Origin of the sequence: Bacteroides sp. 44_46, assembly GCF_001915465.1 — a bacterium.
GTDB classification, from domain to species: domain Bacteria; phylum Bacteroidota; class Bacteroidia; order Bacteroidales; family Bacteroidaceae; genus Bacteroides; species Bacteroides clarus.
Genome location: NZ_MNQO01000001.1, coordinates 209,100 through 226,531 on the forward strand (window position 1 = coordinate 209,100; position 17,432 = coordinate 226,531).

The following is a 17,432-nucleotide window of genomic DNA, read 5'->3' on the forward strand; positions in this document are numbered from 1 at the left end:
AAACTCTATAATCATGGATGATATAGCACAATTCGATTTTCCGACCGATTCACCGAAAATCATCAAAGTTATCGGTGTGGGTGGCGGTGGCGGTAATGCCGTAAACCACATGTACCGGGAAGGCATACATGATGTAACGTTCGTGCTGTGCAACACAGACAACCAGGCGTTGAAAGACTCTCCCGTTCCTGTGAAGTTGCAACTCGGCAAAGAAGGTCTGGGAGCCGGAAACCGTCCCGCCCGTGCCCGTAAGGCAGCCGAAGAAAGTATCGAAGACATCAAGGCCATGCTGAACGACGGCACGAAAATGGTCTTCATCACCGCCGGAATGGGTGGTGGTACAGGTACGGGTGCAGCGCCCATCATTGCACAGACCGCCAAAGAAATGGACATCCTGACTATCGGTATCGTCACCATCCCGTTCCGTTGGGAGGGCGACAAGAAGATAGACCAAGCACTGGACGGCGTGGAAGAAATCAGTAAGCATGTGGATGCCCTGCTGGTTATCAACAACGAGAAACTGAGCGAAATATATAGCGAACTCTCCGTAGACGACGCTTTCGACAAAGCCGACGACACCCTTTCGGTTGCCGCCAAGAGTATTGCCGAAATCATCACCCTGCACGGCAAGGTCAACCTCGACTTCAACGATGTGAAAACCGTACTGAAAGACGGCGGCGTAGCCATCATGAGTACAGGATACGGCGAAGGAGACAACCGCGTAAGCATGGCTATCCAGAACGCCCAGCACTCTCCGCTGCTGAACAACAACGACATCTTCAACTCCAAGAAGGTATTGCTCAATATCTCTTACAGCTCCCAGCACAAACTGATGATGAGCGAAATGGATGAGGTAAAAGAGTTCATGAACCGTTTCAGCCGCGACTTCGAAACCAAATTCGGTATGGCTATCGACGACAAGCTGGAACAAAGCGTCAAGATTACCTTGCTTGCCACCGGCTTCGGCATCCAGGACATTCACATGAAGGAAATGGACGACCGCATCACCCAGCGTACCGCAGAAGAGCAGAAACGCCTCGCCGAACTGGAAGAAGAGGAAGAGCAAAGACGCTCACGCCGCGAAACATACTACGGAAAGGACGCCAATACCAAGTATCAGCGCCTGCGCCGCCGGCATATCTATATCTTCAACCCCGAAGACCTGGACAATGCCGACATCATCAGTATGGTGGAGAACTCCCCCACTTACCTGCGCGACAAGAGCACCCTGGCCGCAATCAAAGTCAAGGCGGAAGAAGCCGGAATACTCGCCACCGAAGAAGCGCAGGAAGCGGAGAACGGCGGCAACAGCGTAATCACCTTCTAAACCGCCTGCCGTTCTAAACTTCAGCCGTAAACAACAAATTGTAAACAGTAAAACAGTAAAGAATAAGATGGATTTATTTGAAAGAGTCAGCGAAGACATTAAAAACGCAATGAAGGCTAAAGACAAAGTAGCCCTGGAAACACTGAGAAACGTAAAGAAAGTATTCCTTGAAGCAAAGACCGCTCCGGGAGCCAATGATACCCTGACCGACGCCGACGCCCTGAAAATCATTCAGAAACTGACAAAGCAGGGCAAAGATGCCGCCGAGATTTATGTGCAACAGGGACGTCAGGACCTTGCCGACGCAGAATTGGCGCAAGTAAAGGTAATGGAAGCATATCTGCCCAAACAAATGTCTCCCGAAGAATTGGAAGCCGCTCTGAAGGCAATCATCGCCGAAGTAGGCGCTACCGGCGGCAAAGATATGGGTAAGGTAATGGGTGTGGCCAGCAAGAAACTTGCCGGACTTGCCGAAGGACGTGCCATTTCAGCCAAAGTAAAAGAATTGCTGGGATAAGGATTTTCCCAATCCCGCTACGCATAGAGCCGTACCTCAAGCGTCTCCCTTTTTGGAGAGGATAGCTTGGGGTACGGCTTTTTATTGCTGCATTATTCATCACCCGTCCTGGTCACAAATTCTCATATACCACGGCACAAAGTGTTCAAACGCATAAAAACAAAATGTTTTAGCCTATAAAAACAAAAAGTTTCAATAGGCGGAAACGAAATGTTCTGCGTAGTGAAACAAACTGTTCCATACCGCGAAACAAACTGTTTCAACGGTTGAAACCCTTTGTTTCCCCCTTTGAAACCCAAAACCGGATACAGTGAAACGGGATTATCCCCGGGGCGAAACTTAATCAAACAACTCTTTCAGGACTTCCAAAGACTTGAGTACGGGAAAATCAGGCAGATGCAAACGGTAATATTCATTCATTATCGCCAAACAACGGGCACGTTCCGTGCGGCTCATGGCAAAGAGATGCATGGTTTCATAATTCATGCGCATCAGCCCCGTCAGGCGTGACGCCTCTTCCTGCCCTATGTAATCGGAATGCAACTGCGGGCGTAACGGAGTAAAGCAAGCGTTCTGCAAATCGAAATAGTCACCGCTGTGGTAATCTTCCAGATTCGGATACAACCCGAGGAAGCGCGACAGCCGCATCAAAAAGACCAGATGAAAGTTGGCAAAACCGCTGCCGCATTCATCCAGCCAGACAATGGAATGCTGCAAATAAGCGAATAAAGGACGGTTTTCCGCTTCCTCGCGCAACGCACGATATAAGAACTCAGACAAAAACAGAGCGATGGCAGACTTATAAGGATCGTAAGGAATCGAAGTAAAAGGATAAAGAGACTTGGCCTCTTTCACCTTATATATAGTGGTATTCGGCCGGAAGTCCGCCTCCAACTCCACCAAAGACAGAGGCTGGAACAGTACCGACTTCACCGCAGCCTTACGCGAACGAGACACCGGAACCAGGAAAGAAGCCCGTCCGGACACCTCGGTATAGATGTCTACAATAATAGAAGTATCCTTATACTTCAAAGAATGTAATACGATTCCTTGCGTTTTCTGTAACATTTCCGTCCTTTATCAAGTTTCAATCCGGCTAACAAAGCTACAAAAAAAGCGCGAAACTACGGAATTTAAAGAAGGAGAATAAAAAAAACGAAGCAAAGACAGAAAAATTGAAACACCAATACATCTCTGATTATCAGAGGATAAAACCGTATTTAAAAAGAAACTCAGAAGAAATACCGCAAAATTTTTATCGGAAATGTTTGCCAATTCAAAAATAGTTTCTACCTTTGCAACCGCAAACGAAAGGAAAGTCGGATGCAAGAGCGGAAACGCTCACCAAGGATGGCCCGTTCGTCTATCGGTTAGGACGCAAGATTTTCATTCTTGAAAGGGGGGTTCGATTCCCCCACGGGCTACAATTAAAAGAATAAACGAATTAAAAAAGATTAGTCGAGATGGCAAATCACAAATCATCACTGAAAAGAATCAGACAAGAAGAGACAAGAAGACTTCACAACAGATACTATGGTAAAACCATGAGAAACGCTGTTCGTAAGCTTCGTGCTACTACAGATAAAGCTGAAGCAACAGCTATGTATCCTGGTATCACAAAGATGTTGGATAAGTTGGCTAAGACTAACGTAATCCACAAGAACAAAGCTAACAACTTGAAGTCAAAGTTGGCGGTTTACATCAACAAACTCGGTTAAGCTGATAAGTTACACAAAAGATATGAGAGGCCGGACTTTTTAGTCCGGCCTTTTCTGCATTCGCATCATCCCCGGACAATAGTTCCGAAACAAATTCTCACGGTGCTAAAAAGCTGTAAACAGCCCAAATTTATCAAGGCGTTGGCATGATATATCAAGGATTTTCACTATTTTTGCTTTGTTATTACAATAAGAGAAATTAGATTATGACTGAAGAAGAAAAGATAAACGGCGAAAGTAATTACTCGGCCAGTAACATCCAGGTTTTGGAAGGTTTAGAGGCCGTACGTAAGCGTCCTGCCATGTATATCGGCGACATTAGTATCAAGGGACTCCATCACTTGGTTTACGAAGTTGTAGACAACTCCATCGACGAAGCGCTCGCCGGTTATTGCGACCACATCGAGGTTACCATCAACGAGGACAACTCCATCACCGTACAAGATAACGGACGTGGTATTCCGGTAGACTTTCACGAAAAAGAACAGAAATCAGCTCTCGAAGTTGTTATGACCGTGTTGCACGCCGGTGGTAAATTCGACAAGGGCTCTTATAAGGTTTCCGGCGGTCTGCACGGTGTCGGCGTATCTTGTGTGAACGCACTGTCTACGCACATGACTACCCAGGTTTTCCGCAACGGAAAAATCTACCAGCAAGAATACGAATGCGGCCATCCGCTATACTCGGTAAAGGAAGTAGGCACTACCGATATCACAGGTACACGCCAACAGTTCTGGCCGGATGATACAATCTTTACCGAAACCGTGTACAATTACGATATCCTGGCAACCCGTATGCGTGAGCTGGCTTATCTGAACGCCGGTATCAAAATTACGCTGACCGACCTCCGCGTAAAAGAGGAAGACGGAAGCTACAAGCAAGAAATTTTCTATTCCGTAGAAGGTTTGAAGGAGTTTGTACGCTATATAGATTCTTCCCGCGAACATCTGGTGAACGATGTTATCTACATCAATACCGAAAAACAAGGTACGCCGGTAGAAGTGGCCATCATGTACAACACTTCCTACAATGAGAATATCCACTCTTATGTAAACAATATCAATACCATTGAAGGTGGTACTCACTTGGCAGGTTTCCGCCGTGCGCTGACCCGTACTTTGAAGAAATACGCCGAGGACAACAAGATGCTGGAGAAGGCAAAGGTAGAGATTTCCGGTGACGACTTCCGCGAAGGTCTGACCGCGGTTATCTCCATCAAGGTGGCCGAACCGCAGTTTGAAGGACAGACCAAAACGAAGCTCGGCAACAACGAGGTTATGGGAGCCGTAGACCAGGCTGTAGGCGAAGCGCTCTCCTATTACCTGGAAGAGCATCCCAAAGAGTCCAAAATGATTGTAGACAAGGTGATATTGGCGGCACAGGCACGTGTGGCAGCACGCAAGGCACGTGAGTCCGTACAACGCAAGTCGCCGATGTCGGGTGGCGGTATGCCGGGCAAACTGGCCGACTGCTCCAGCAAGGACCCGGAAGAATGCGAACTGTTCCTCGTCGAGGGTGACTCTGCCGGTGGTTCTGCAAAACAAGGACGTAACCGTGCTTTCCAGGCTATCCTGCCGTTGCGCGGTAAGATTCTTAACGTAGAGAAAGCCATGTGGCACAAGGCATTCGAAAGCGATGAAGTAAACAATATCATTCAGGCTTTGGGTATCCGCTTCGGTGTAGACAGCGAAGACAGTAAGGAAGCCAACATAGACAAGTTGCGTTATAAGAAAGTTATCATCATGACCGATGCCGACGTCGATGGCTCTCACATCGACACGCTGATTATGACGCTCTTCTTCCGCTATTTCCCGCAGGTGATACAGCAAGGTTATCTGTACATCGCCACTCCCCCGCTCTATCTTTGTACCAAGGGTAAGGTAAAAGAGTATTGCTGGACAGACCAACAACGCCAGAAGTTTATCGATACTTACGGCGGCGGTTCGGAGAATGCCGTTCACACCCAACGCTACAAAGGTTTGGGTGAAATGAACCCGGAACAGTTGTGGGAAACAACCATGAATCCGGAAAACCGTATGCTGAAACAAGTGCATCTTGAAAATGCCGCCGAGGCCGACTACACGTTCTCCATGCTGATGGGTGAAGATGTAGGCCCGCGCCGCGATTTCATTGAAAAGAATGCAACGTATGCAAATATCGATGCATAATTAGGGAATTAAAAATTGAGAATTAAGAATTAAAAAATGATAGTATGTCACCATCATTCATTTTTCAATTCTTAATTCTCAATTCTCAATTTTTTATTTACCAACCTCACATCTTACAACGAAGAAGCTCCGGACGGACAGGAAATACCTGTTGACCGGAGCTTTTCTTATATCATTCCTTGTTTCTTCATCTCTTCCGCCGCCAATTCCAGCTCGGCATACCAATCTTCACCGAATTTACGTATCAAAGGTTCCTTTAAGAACTTATACACCGGGACATCCTCTTTCTGCCCCAATAAGACAGCGGCCTTACAAACATCCCAACGATGATAGTTCACCGCTTTATAAGGCCCGTAATCGCCTATACGGATAGGGTAAAGATGACAGGAAACAGGTTTATAAAAGTCTGTCTTACCTTCTCGGTACGCTTTCTCTATGGCACAATAACAACAGCCTTTCTCGTCATAGCAAGTAAATACACAATCCTTATTATTAACGATAGAGGTTACCAGATCGCCCTCTTCATCCGTGTACACCACACCCTGCGCATCTATCACAGCGCGTGCTTCCGGAGAAAGCTCATCCCATATCACAGGCAGTACCTCTTCCAGCTTCTCTATCTCCTCAAATTCCACCGGAGCACCGGCATCTCCCTCAATGCAACATTCTCCTTTGCAAGCATCCAGATTGCAAAGGAACTTCTCACGCAGTACATCAAAAGAAACGACAACATCATCTATCTGTAACATAACATCTTCTTTTTTAAGCGTGCAAAAATACGAAAAAGGCGTGGATTACTAATAATCCACGCCTTTCAATATGCTAATAATACTTACTTTATCAAGTCCTTACCCGTCATCTCAGCCGGTTGCTTCATACCCAGAATATGCAGGATAGAAGGAGCAACATCCGCCAACACACCGTTTTCCACCTTAGCATCCTTGTTTGCCGTTACATAAACAAACGGAACGGGATTCAAAGAGTGAGCCGTATTCGGCGTACCGTCCTCGTTCAGGGCATGGTCGGCGTTACCGTGGTCGGCGATGACGATTACCTCGTAATCGTTGGCCTTGGCAGCTTCCACCGTATCTTTCACACAGTCGTCGATGGCTTTTACCGCCTTCTCAATAGCTTCGTAGATACCGGTGTGGCCTACCATATCGCCGTTCGCATAATTCACTACGATGAAATCGAACTTCTTGGTATTGATAGCCTCAACCAATTTATCCTTTACTTCGTAAGCGCTCATCTCCGGTTTCAGGTCATACGTAGCAACCTTCGGAGACGGAACAAGAATACGTTCTTCCGCATCGTACGGAGTTTCGCGACCGCCGTTGAAGAAGAATGTTACGTGAGCATACTTCTCCGTTTCGGCGATATGGAGCTGAGTTTTACCGTTGGCAGCCAAATATTCACCCAATGTATTCTGCACGTTTTCCTTATCGAAAAGGATATGTACACCCTTGAAAGAAGCATCGTACGGAGTCATACAGTAGTACTGCAAGCCGGGAATAGTGTGCATGCCCTGTTCCGGCATATCCTGCTGAGTTAGGACGACAGTCAATTCCTTGGCACGGTCGTTACGATAGTTGAAGAAGATAACCACGTCACCTTCCTTGATAGTACCGTCGCAGCCGGCATTTACAATCGGCTTGATGAATTCATCGGTTACACCTTCGTCGTAAGACTCCTGCATGGCCTGAACCATATCCGACGCAACCTTTCCCTCACCGTTTACAAGCAGGTCGTAAGCCACTTTCACACGTTCCCAACGCTTGTCACGGTCCATGGCGTAGAAACGGCCTACGATGGAAGCAATCTTACCGGCCGACTTTTCGCAATGCGCCGTCAACTGTTCGATGAAGCCCTTACCGCTCTTCGGGTCGGTATCGCGACCGTCCATGAAGCAATGGATAAATGTATTCTCGATACCGTATTCCTTTGAAATATCGCAGAGTTTGAACAGGTGGTCGAAAGAACTATGCACACCGCCGTTGCTGGTCAATCCCATAAAGTGGATGTTCTTGCCACGTTCCTTGGCGTAAGAGAAAGCGGAAACGATTTCCTTGTTCTTCAGGATGCTGCCGTCGGCACAAGCACGGTTAATCTTTACCAAGTCCTGATATACGATACGTCCTGCGCCGATATTGAGGTGACCTACTTCCGAGTTACCCATCTGTCCGTCGGGCAGACCGACATTCTCACCGCTTGCCTGCAACTCAGAATGCGGATAAGCCGCCAACAAGCTATCCCAGTAGGGAGTAGGCGTATTGAAAATCACATCATCTTTACCTTGATCGCCGATACCCCAGCCATCAAGAATCATTAAAAGGGCTTTCTTGCTCATAATTAGTATTGTTTTAATTGTACAAATCTCTTTTTTACGGAAGGAAAAGGGCGCATAAAACATTTTTGCCGATTTCTTTCAGGTACGGATTACACGGATTCCGCAGATTAAAGGCTACGCTATATATAGACTGAATGAGAAACCCGTGAAATCCGTGTAATCCGTACCTGAAACAAGAAACTGTAAGCGTCTTATGGCTTTGGCACAGCTCCCTTTTTCCGGTTGCAAAGGTACAAAATAGCGGCCAAACTATGCCACTTCAAAAAGTAAAAATAACATTTGCGCAAAGAGCCTCTCCCCGTAAATAACAAGAAATCCTAAAAAAGCCGTACAAACGCAGAAAGTCAGGCCTGATTTTCATACTTTTGCAGAGCTTTTAAATAAAATCAACTGAAATTATGGACGATTCAAACCCACGAACGTGCAATAGTGTTTACAATTAAAGCGAACGGAGACGTTGGTCGCAATGCCTCTGTTCGGACTAAAGAAAGGAGGCAAAACAATGAGAAAGTATCTCTACAGCGAAAACGGCTTCGTAGAAAAGGCCGAATGGAAACCTAACTGCTGGGTAAACGTGGAATGCCCGGACGACAGCGATTTCCAATTCCTTACCCAAGAACTGAAAGTACCCGAATCATTCCTTGAAGATATAGCCGATACGGACGAGCGCCCGCGTACGGAGACGGAAGGCAACTGGCTGCTGACTATCCTGCGTATTCCCATGCAGAGCAGCCAGCACGGCATCCCGTTTATCACAGTGCCCATCGGTATCATCACAAACAACGACATCATCGTTTCCGTGTGCTATCATCACACCGAACTGATACCGGACTTCATACAGCATACCCGCCGCAAAGGTATCGTCGTCAACAATAAGCTGACGCTGATTTTACGAATCATATACTCCTCTGCCGTATGGTTCCTGAAATACCTGAAGCAAATCAATAACGATGTAGCCACCGCCGAAAAGGAACTGGAAAAGAGTATCCGTAACGAAGACCTTCTTCAGTTGATGAAGCTGCAAAAGACGCTCGTATACTTCAACACTTCCATCCGAGGAAACGAAGTTATGATAGGACGGTTGAAGAATATCTTCCAAGATACCGACTACCTCGACCTGGAACTGCTGGAGGACGTCGTGATAGAGCTGAAACAGGCGTACAACACGGTGAACATTTACAGTGACATCCTTACGGGAACGATGGACGCCTTCGCCTCCATCATATCCAATAACGTGAACGCCATCATGAAACGCATGACGAGCCTATCCATCACACTGATGATACCCACATTGATAGCCAGCTTCTACGGCATGAATGTGGATATACATCTGGAAAGTTTTCCGCATGCGTTCATATTCATCATTCTGCTGTCCGCAATATTGTCGGCCGTAACCTTTATATGGTTCAGAAAGATTAAGTGGTTCTAAAACAGTTCCAGCTGTCCGTCACCCAGCAGATTAAAAGTCATGCGATGATAAGGAGTGGTTCCCCGTTCGGCGATAGCCGCACGGTGCTTCTTTGTGGGATATCCCTTATTATGATTCCAATCGTAGTAAGGGAACTCTTCGTGCAGCCGGTTCATATAATCATCACGATACGTCTTGGCCAGAATGGATGCCGCCGCGATGGAAAGATACTTACCGTCGCCTTTCACAACGGTGGTATGCGGAATATCCCCGTATTTCCTGAAGCGGTTACCGTCGATAAGCAAATGCTGCGGGCGCAACTGCAACCGGTCAACAGCGCGATGCATGGCAAGGAAGGAAGCGTTCAGGATATTTATCTTGTCAATCTCCTTGGGGGAGACAACACCTACCGCCCATGCCAGCGCTTCTTTCTCGATGACCTCTCGCAAAGCGTAGCGTTGCTTCTCGGTAAGTTGCTTGGAGTCGTTCAGCAAATCGTTCTCGAAGTCTTTGGGCAGAATAACGGCGGCGGCATATACGGCGCCGGCAAGACAGCCGCGTCCGGCCTCATCGCAACCGGCTTCTATCAGTTCTTTGTTCAAATAAGGTAACAGCATATATCACTACGTTAGAGCATACAAAGATAAATCTTTTCATAAGTAAACCGGACTTTTAAAGAGAATAAATAATATGCTTATCTTTGCCGGCAAATAAAACGACAACGGATATGTTTACAATTATCGGACTGATGCTCACCGGGATGCTGCTGGGCTATCTCTTACGAAAAAGGAATTTACACAGGATTCATACGGTTATCACAGTGTTAATCTGGGCGCTGCTTTTCATTCTCGGCATCGAGGTAGGCGGAAACGAGCAGATTATCAAAGGGCTGCATACCATAGGAATCGAGGCTGTCATACTAACCTTAGGCGGTACTTTGGGAAGTGTCGTCGCTGCCTGGGCATTGTGGAAAGCTTTATATAAGAAGAAAGGAAGAACGGCATGAAAGGCAGTCTTATTATAATCGGTTTCTTCGTTTTGGGTACGCTTTGCGGAGTTTTCCACCTGATACCCGTTGATGTAGTCATGGACAGCGAAATCAGCTTCTATGCTCTTTGCGCATTGATGTTCAGCGTAGGACTGAGTGTGGGCAACGACCCGCAGACATTAAAGAACTTCCGTTCGCTTAATCCGCGACTGGTCTTTCTGCCTGTCATGACGATACTGGGTACATTGGCAGGTTCCGCGGCGGTCAGTCTTATCCTTACCCACCGTTCCGTAACCGACTGTCTGGCGGTAGGCTCAGGATTCGGATATTATTCGCTCTCCAGCATCTTCATCACCGAATACAAGGGAGCCGAACTCGGTACTATCGCCCTGCTGGCCAATATCAGCCGCGAGATACTGACTTTGCTGGCAGCTCCGCTACTGGTGCGCTGGTTCGGCAATCTGGCTCCTATCTCTGCCGGCGGCGCTACGACAATGGATACCACACTGCCGATAATCACCCGTACTGCCGGACAGCAGTTTGTCGTCGTTTCCATCTTCCACGGGTTTGTGGTGGACTTCAGCGTGCCGTTTCTGGTCACCTTGTTCTGTTCGATATAGGTGATGGCAGATAGAAGTCTTGCATTGAGGTGAGAATACGGCATCGTTACAACAGATTCATCCCATGAGATAACTGTATTCGTCTTACGGGACAAAAAAAATCATCCCGTGAGATGAATAAATCCGTCCCACGGGATGAATAGTTTCGTCTTACGAGACGAATCGCGTATGCTTAGAACAAGCTCCAAGCCACGGTCAGCCCCGCCATAACGATGGCTACCATGCTCATCAGCTTGATAAGGATGTTAAGGCTCGGACCGGAAGTGTCTTTAAAGGGGTCGCCTACCGTATCGCCTACAACCGTGGCTTTATGCACTTCACTGCCTTTGCCGCCGAAATTGCCCTCTTCTACATACTTCTTGGCATTATCCCATGCGCCACCGGCATTCGCCATAAAGATGGCAAGTACGAATCCGCTGCTAAGACCGCCGATAAGCAGTCCCAACACACCGGGAACACCGAAGATAAGTCCGGTCATGATAGGAGCGACAATTGCGATGAGTGAGGGAACTACCATTTCGCGCTGCGCGCCTTTCGTGGAGATGGCTACACAGCGTTCATAGTCGGGCTCCGCCTCACCGGTCAGAATCCCTTTTATATCACGGAACTGACGGCGCACCTCATCTACCATGTGGGCGGCCGCACGACCTACGGCATTCATCGTCAATCCACAGAACAGGAAAGCCATCATACTGCCGAGGAACATACCCGAGAGGACTTTAGGATTCATCAGCGTAACATCGTAATGGTGCATGAAGTCGAAGAAAGTAGCGTCCTGCACGGACACCGCTTCACCGCCCACAAAGATGTCAGTGGTGCCCAGACGGGTCAGCCCGATACGGATTTCCTCGATGTAGGATGCAAGCAGGGCAAGCCCCGTCAACGCGGCCGAACCGATAGCGAAACCTTTGCCCGTGGCGGCTGTCGTATTCCCCAAAGAGTCGAGCGCATCGGTACGCTTGCGCACTTCCTCACCCAGACCGGACATCTCCGCATTACCGCCGGCATTGTCGGCAATAGGCCCGTAAGCGTCCGTAGCCAACGTAATGCCCAAAGTGGAAAGCATACCTACGGCAGCGATACCGATGCCGTAAAGTCCCAAGCCTACATTGGCAAAGTCGAATCCGGAAGCAAAAAGATACGAGGCAATGATGCCCACCACTACGGCAATTACCGGAATAGCGGTAGAGAGCATACCCAAACCGATACCGGAGATAATGACCGTGGCCGGCCCCGTCTTGCCGCTCTCACTCAGCTTCTGGGTGGGACGATAGGATTGGGAAGTATAATATTCCGTAGAACGCCCGATAACGATGCCTACCACCAGACCTACCACTACCGAACAGGAAATCCACATCCAGTTATCCAGCTTCAGCAACCAAAGAATAAGGAAAGTAGCAACGACTATCAGTACCGAACTCAAGTTCGTACCGAAAGCGAGGGAATTCAGCAAGTCTTTCATCTTGGCGTTCTCGTTGGTACGTACAGCGAAGATACCTATAATAGAGAGAATGATACCTACGGCCGCAATCAGCATCGGAGCGATAACGGCTTTGAACTGCATCAGCGTATCTCCCGAATGGATAAAAGCGGCGGCGCCAAGGGCGGCCGTAGCAAGGATGGAACCGCAATAGCTCTCGTAAAGGTCGGCGCCCATACCGGCCACATCGCCTACATTATCGCCTACGTTATCGGCGATGGTTGCGGGATTGCGCGGGTCGTCTTCGGGGATACCGGCTTCCACTTTACCCACGAGGTCGGCTCCTACGTCGGCGGCTTTCGTATAGATACCGCCGCCCACGCGTGCAAACAGGGCTTGTGTGGAAGCTCCCATACCGAACGTCAGCATCGTGGTGGTGATGATGCAAAGTTTATGGGTGGGTGTCATCACATCCACCGGGATAACTGCATTGAGCAGCAGATACCAGAAAGAAATGTCGAGCAGGCCGAGCCCCACTACAACCAGTCCCATTACCGCACCGCTGCGGAAAGCGACACGCAAGCCCGCGTTCAACGAGTTGCGCGCGGCATTCGCCGTACGCGCCGAAGCATACGTAGCCGTCTTCATTCCGAGAAATCCGGAAAGGCCGGAGAAGAATCCGCCTGTAAGGAAAGCTATCGGAACCCACGAGTTCTGCACTCCGAAGCCGTAAGCCATAATCGAGAAGAGAATCACCAGCCCCAGAAACACCCAGCCCACAATCTTATATTGCTGACGGAGATAGGACATGGCGCCTTTGCGCACGGCAGCGGCAATCTTAACCATTTGAGGAGTTCCCTCACTCTCTTTCATCATCTGACGGTGGAAATACCAGGCAAAGCAAAGTGCCAGAACGGAAGCGGCTGGAACCAGCCAGAAAAGCAATTGGTCCATAGCATAAATCGTATTAAAAGGTTGAACGAAAGCCTAAAAGTATTGATTTGGAATGAAATAAGCAAACGATTAACCGAATTTATGCCAGGGAGAGAACGCTTTATTCTATCGTTACAGCCGTACCGCAGGCAGTTACCATCAGCATACTGCCGCTGCCGCCTACCGTTTCGTAATCAAGGTCAACGCCAATCACAGCGTTAGCGCCCAACAGACGGGCTTGTTCCTGCATCTCGCGAAGCGCCGTGTCTTTGGCCTCGCGAAGCACTTCCTCGTACGAACCGCTGCGTCCGCCCACCACATCGCGGATACTGGCAAAGAAATCACGAAAGACGTTGGCACCGATAATCGTTTCACCGCTGACGATGCCAAAATAACGGGTGATACGTGCACCCTCGATAGTGGGAGTTGTTGTTACTAACATAGTTCCGTATTTTTAAGTTCTTGATATATCAGACGCAGAACAACTCAAAAAAGTTGCAAAGCATCAAAACATTTTACTGACGCGCTCGATACCTGCCGCCAATATATCTATCTCCTCTTTCGTATTATACAGGCCGAACGAAGCGCGTACCGTGCCTTCAATGCCGAGACGTTGCATCAGCGGCTGCGCGCAATGATGTCCCGTACGTACGGCAATGCCGAGACGGTCGAGTAAGGTACCCATATCGAAATGGTGGATATCGCCTACGAGGAAAGAAATGACGCTCCCTTTCTCTTGCGCCTCACCGAAGATGCGCATACCGGGAATCTCTTTCAGGCGGGACATAGCATACATAGTCAGTTCGTGTTCATGGGCGGCAATCTTCTCCATGCCGATGGCAGAAACGTAATCCAATGCCTTGGCAAGGCCGGTCGTACCGATATAATCGGGTGTTCCCGCCTCGAACTTGAAAGGGAGTTCATTGAAAGTAGTCCGTTCAAACGATACGTGTTGTATCATTTCGCCGCCACCCTGATAAGGGGGCATCTTGTCGAGCCATTCTTCTTTACCGTAAAGCACGCCCACACCGGTAGGCCCGTACACCTTATGACCGGAAAAAACGTAGAAATCCGCATCCAAGTCCCGTACATCCACCGGCATATGCGGAATGGACTGGGCACCGTCTACAAGCACGGGAACGCCCTGCTCGTGGGCATAGCCTATCATCTCCCCGACAGGGTTCACCGTACCCAGCACATTGGATACATGCGCCACGCTGACAATCTTTGTACGCTCGGAAAACAGCTGTTTGTACTCATCCAACAGAAGTTCGCCTCTGTCATTCATCGGAATGACTTTAATGGCAATCCCTCTCTTGGCAGCCAGCAACTGCCAGGGAACGATATTGCTGTGATGCTCCATAACGGAGAGAATCACCTCATCCCCCTCCTGCATAAACTCTTCACCGAAGCTGGACACAAACAGATTGATACTTTCCGTCGTACCGCGGGTAAAGATGATTTCATTCGTACTGCCGGCATTGATGAACTTCCGCACCGTCTCACGAGACGCCTCGTGCAGCTCCGTAGCTTGCTGCGAAAGAAAATGCACACCACGATGCACATTGGCGTTGACCGAATAGTACTCGTCCGTAATGGCGTCCACCACCTGACGGGGCTTCTGCGTAGTCGCACCGTTATCAAAGTAAACCAACGGCTTACCATATACCTCACGGGAAAGTATCGGAAAATCAGCTCTTATCTTTTGAAGGTTCATATCTTTTAAATTATGAATGAAGAATGAAGAATTGCCATGCGGGATGCTGCGCAGCCCATTCTTCATTCATCATTCTTCATTATTTACATATCGCGCACCCCTGACACTTGTTCAGTTCACCGCGGAAACGTTTCTCTACCAGCAGATGCAGGCGGTCTTTCAAGGCATCCAGACGGATTGTGTCGATTACTTCGTTTACGAAGGCAAACATCAACAGTAAACGGGCTTCACGCATGGAGATACCGCGTTGCCGCATATAGAACAGGGCGCTTTCATCAAGCTGGCCTACCGTAGCGCCATGACTGCACTTTACATCATCGGCGTAAATCTCCAGTTGCGGTTGGGTGTACATATGCGCTTCGCGGGTGGCGCAAAGATTACGGTTCGTTTGTTGGGAACTGGTATGCTGCGCGTCGGGACGTACCAACACCAGGCCTGCAAAAGTACCGACGGACTGGTCGTCGAGCACATATTTAAAGAGTTCATTGCTGGTGCAGTTGGGCACTGCATGGTCTATGGTGGTATTATTGTCCACATGCTGGTTCTTATCCGCGATAGCCATACCGCAAAGGTTCAGTTCGGCGCCCTCGCCGGCAAGCGTCACTTCGGTCGTATTACGGGTAGTACCGTTATGCAAGGTCATTCCATTCAGCAGAACGTTGCTGTTGGCCTCTTGTCTGACGTATAAACTGCTGATACGCACCGTACTGGTGTGCGTCTCTTCCAGTTCATAGAAATCGAAAGTGGCATTCTCACCGATGAACGCCTCTACCACCTGCGTTGCAAGGAAGTTTACACCGTCCATTGCATGGTCGCAGGCCAAAAGACGGGCTTGCGCACCTTCTTCCAAAATGATGAGCACACGACGGTTCACCATAAAGTTGACATCGCCGCGCAGGATGTTCACTAACTGGATAGGCTTTTCCACTACCACATTCTTAGGAACATACAACAATACACCGTCTTGCGCAAAGGCGGTATTAAAGGCCGTCACTCCATCTTTGGAAGTATCCGCCAGCTTGCCGTAGTATTTCTTCACCAATTCCGGATGCTGTTCCGCCATATCCTTCAAACTGCCGAAAATAACACCTTCGGGTAAATGCGACTTGGGCAAAGCCTTGCCATAGAAAGCGTCGTTCACAACAAAGTAAAGGGAAGTGCTCATATTCGGCACATCGCATTTGAATACTTCATAGGGGTTGACAGGAATGTCCAGACGGTTCAGGTTCAGACCGTAGTCGGGTTCAAAGAACTTGCTGACATCGGTATATTTGTATTTCTCCGTCTTACGGGTAGGAAAACCAAGCCGCTCGAAATCGGCAAACGCGGCCGCACGCGGGGCATTCAGCACCTCGGCGCTGTGGCGGCATATCATCGCTTCCGTTTGGGAGAAAAGGTCTATATATTGTTGCTCTACACTCATGTTGTCTAATTATGAGTTTTGAATTACGAGTGATGAATCGCCGCGCTATTACATTGCAGAGCGATTCATCATTCGTAATTCATAATTTATAATTCACTTGCTTCTTTCTTTATCCAATCGAAGCCGCGTGCTTCAATCTCCTTCGCCAGTTCGGGGCCACCTGTCTTTACGATACGTCCGCCAAGCAATACATGGACGGTATCCGGTTTCAGGTAGTCCAACAGACGTTGATAGTGAGTGATAACCATCGCACTGGTCCGGGGAGTCTTCAGCTTGTTGAAGCCATCGGCCACAATACGCAGAGCGTCTACATCAAGACCGGAATCCGTTTCGTCGAGAATGGCGAAAGTAGGTTCCAGCATAGCCATCTGGAAGATTTCGTTACGCTTCTTCTCACCACCGCTGAAGCCTTCGTTTACGCTACGGTTGGCAAGTTTGTTATCCAACTCGACAATGGCGCGCTTTTCGCGCATCAGCTTCAAGAATTCACTGGCTGACAAGGCGGGTAAATGGCGGTATTTGCGCTGTTCGTTAACGGCAGCACGCATAAAATTCACCATAGAAACACCCGGTATCTCCACCGGCATCTGGAATGAAAGGAAAATACCTTCATGGGCACGGTCTTCGGGACTCATAGCCAAAAGGTCCTTACCGTTGAAAGTTACGGTACCGCGTGTAACCTCGTATGCAGGATGTCCCACCAGCACATTACTCAAGGTGCTCTTCCCGGCTCCGTTTTGTCCCATCAGGGCGTGTACCTCACCGTCACGAATCGTAAGGTTGATACCTTTCAATATTTCTTTGCCATTGATGCTGGCATGCAGGTCTTTTATTTCTAACATTATA

16 protein-coding genes and 1 tRNA gene are annotated in these 17,432 nt (G+C 48.6%); 8 read left to right on the top strand and 9 right to left on the bottom strand.

Translation table 11 applies throughout. The features are described from left to right. Positions 1 to 13 precede the first annotated feature (13 nt). Positions 14 to 1,327, top strand: coding sequence for a cell division protein FtsZ (gene ftsZ / locus BHV73_RS00790; RefSeq protein ID WP_009120301.1), 1,314 nt, complete (start codon positions 14 to 16; stop codon positions 1,325 to 1,327). A 67-nt stretch (positions 1,328 to 1,394) separates the two neighbouring features. Then, positions 1,395 to 1,844: a GatB/YqeY domain-containing protein gene (locus BHV73_RS00795; protein ID WP_009120300.1), complete on the top strand. Its 450-nt coding sequence runs from the start codon at positions 1,395 to 1,397 to the stop codon at positions 1,842 to 1,844. Positions 1,845 to 2,183: 339 nt separating this feature from the next. Here BHV73_RS00795 and recO read toward each other — a convergent pair whose 3' ends face one another. Next, the gene (gene recO / locus BHV73_RS00800) at positions 2,184 to 2,912 is read right to left on the bottom strand and encodes a DNA repair protein RecO (protein WP_009120299.1); all 729 of its coding nucleotides are present in this window, start codon (positions 2,910 to 2,912) and stop codon (positions 2,184 to 2,186) included. A 284-nt stretch (positions 2,913 to 3,196) separates the two neighbouring features. On the opposite strand from recO, the gene BHV73_RS00805 reads away from it, so the two are divergent. The 3 genes from BHV73_RS00805 (at position 3,197) to gyrB (ending at position 5,730) form a co-directional block, all read left to right on the top strand. Then, positions 3,197 to 3,268: transfer RNA gene (locus tag BHV73_RS00805), tRNA-Glu, on the top strand. A 39-nt stretch (positions 3,269 to 3,307) separates the two neighbouring features. Then, positions 3,308 to 3,562, top strand: coding sequence for a 30S ribosomal protein S20 (gene rpsT, locus BHV73_RS00810; RefSeq protein WP_005656082.1), 255 nt, complete (start codon positions 3,308 to 3,310; stop codon positions 3,560 to 3,562). A 206-nt stretch (positions 3,563 to 3,768) separates the two neighbouring features. Then, positions 3,769 to 5,730, top strand: coding sequence for a DNA topoisomerase (ATP-hydrolyzing) subunit B (gyrB, locus tag BHV73_RS00815; protein ID WP_009120297.1), 1,962 nt, complete (start codon positions 3,769 to 3,771; stop codon positions 5,728 to 5,730). Between the two features lie 167 nt (positions 5,731 to 5,897). On the opposite strand, the gene BHV73_RS00820 is transcribed toward gyrB, so the two are convergent. Together BHV73_RS00820 and gpmI are read right to left on the bottom strand one after the other, a co-directional pair. After that, positions 5,898 to 6,479, bottom strand: a complete 582-nt coding sequence (locus tag BHV73_RS00820) for a DUF3109 family protein (RefSeq protein ID WP_087426113.1) — start codon at positions 6,477 to 6,479, stop codon at positions 5,898 to 5,900. Positions 6,480 to 6,562: 83 nt separating this feature from the next. After that, on the bottom strand, positions 6,563 to 8,077 hold the full coding sequence (gene gpmI / locus BHV73_RS00825; protein ID WP_195621462.1) for a 2,3-bisphosphoglycerate-independent phosphoglycerate mutase: 1,515 nt from the start codon (positions 8,075 to 8,077) through the stop codon (positions 6,563 to 6,565). 502 nt (positions 8,078 to 8,579) lie between these two features. On the opposite strand from gpmI, the gene BHV73_RS00830 reads away from it, so the two are divergent. Next, a complete protein-coding gene (locus BHV73_RS00830; RefSeq protein WP_039950135.1) occupies positions 8,580 to 9,506 on the top strand; it encodes a magnesium transporter CorA family protein in 927 nt (308 codons plus the stop codon). Here BHV73_RS00830 and rnhB read toward each other — a convergent pair. Continuing rightward, complete coding sequence (rnhB, locus tag BHV73_RS00835; RefSeq protein ID WP_195621461.1) at positions 9,503 to 10,102, bottom strand: ribonuclease HII; 600 nt, start codon at positions 10,100 to 10,102, stop codon at positions 9,503 to 9,505. The genes BHV73_RS00830 and rnhB overlap by 4 nt on opposite strands. Positions 10,103 to 10,212: 110 nt before the next feature. Here rnhB and BHV73_RS00840 point away from each other — a divergent pair, with 110 nt between their 5' ends. Further along, a complete protein-coding gene (locus BHV73_RS00840) occupies positions 10,213 to 10,491 on the top strand; it encodes a LysO family transporter (protein WP_009120290.1) in 279 nt (92 codons plus the stop codon). Then, on the top strand, positions 10,488 to 11,093 hold the full coding sequence (locus BHV73_RS00845; protein WP_009120289.1) for a LysO family transporter: 606 nt from the start codon (positions 10,488 to 10,490) through the stop codon (positions 11,091 to 11,093). The genes BHV73_RS00840 and BHV73_RS00845 overlap by 4 nt, the downstream gene beginning before the upstream one ends. Positions 11,094 to 11,265: 172 nt before the next feature. Here the strand turns inward: BHV73_RS00845 and BHV73_RS00850 are convergent, their stop codons facing one another. The 5 genes from BHV73_RS00850 to sufC all read right to left on the bottom strand — a co-directional run bounded on the left by BHV73_RS00850 (position 11,266) and on the right by sufC (position 17,428). After that, the gene (locus tag BHV73_RS00850; RefSeq protein ID WP_009120288.1) at positions 11,266 to 13,467 is read right to left on the bottom strand and encodes a sodium-translocating pyrophosphatase; all 2,202 of its coding nucleotides are present in this window, start codon (positions 13,465 to 13,467) and stop codon (positions 11,266 to 11,268) included. 100 nt (positions 13,468 to 13,567) lie between these two features. Next, a complete protein-coding gene (locus tag BHV73_RS00855; protein WP_009120287.1) occupies positions 13,568 to 13,888 on the bottom strand; it encodes a heavy metal-binding domain-containing protein in 321 nt (106 codons plus the stop codon). Between the two features lie 63 nt (positions 13,889 to 13,951). After that, on the bottom strand, positions 13,952 to 15,163 hold the full coding sequence (locus tag BHV73_RS00860; RefSeq protein WP_087426155.1) for an aminotransferase class V-fold PLP-dependent enzyme: 1,212 nt from the start codon (positions 15,161 to 15,163) through the stop codon (positions 13,952 to 13,954). Positions 15,164 to 15,242: 79 nt separating this feature from the next. Further along, complete coding sequence (sufD, locus tag BHV73_RS00865; RefSeq protein ID WP_087413130.1) at positions 15,243 to 16,586, bottom strand: Fe-S cluster assembly protein SufD; 1,344 nt, start codon at positions 16,584 to 16,586, stop codon at positions 15,243 to 15,245. Positions 16,587 to 16,672: 86 nt separating this feature from the next. Beyond that, on the bottom strand, positions 16,673 to 17,428 hold the full coding sequence (gene sufC, locus BHV73_RS00870) for a Fe-S cluster assembly ATPase SufC (protein WP_009120284.1): 756 nt from the start codon (positions 17,426 to 17,428) through the stop codon (positions 16,673 to 16,675). Positions 17,429 to 17,432: the final 4 nt, after the last annotated feature.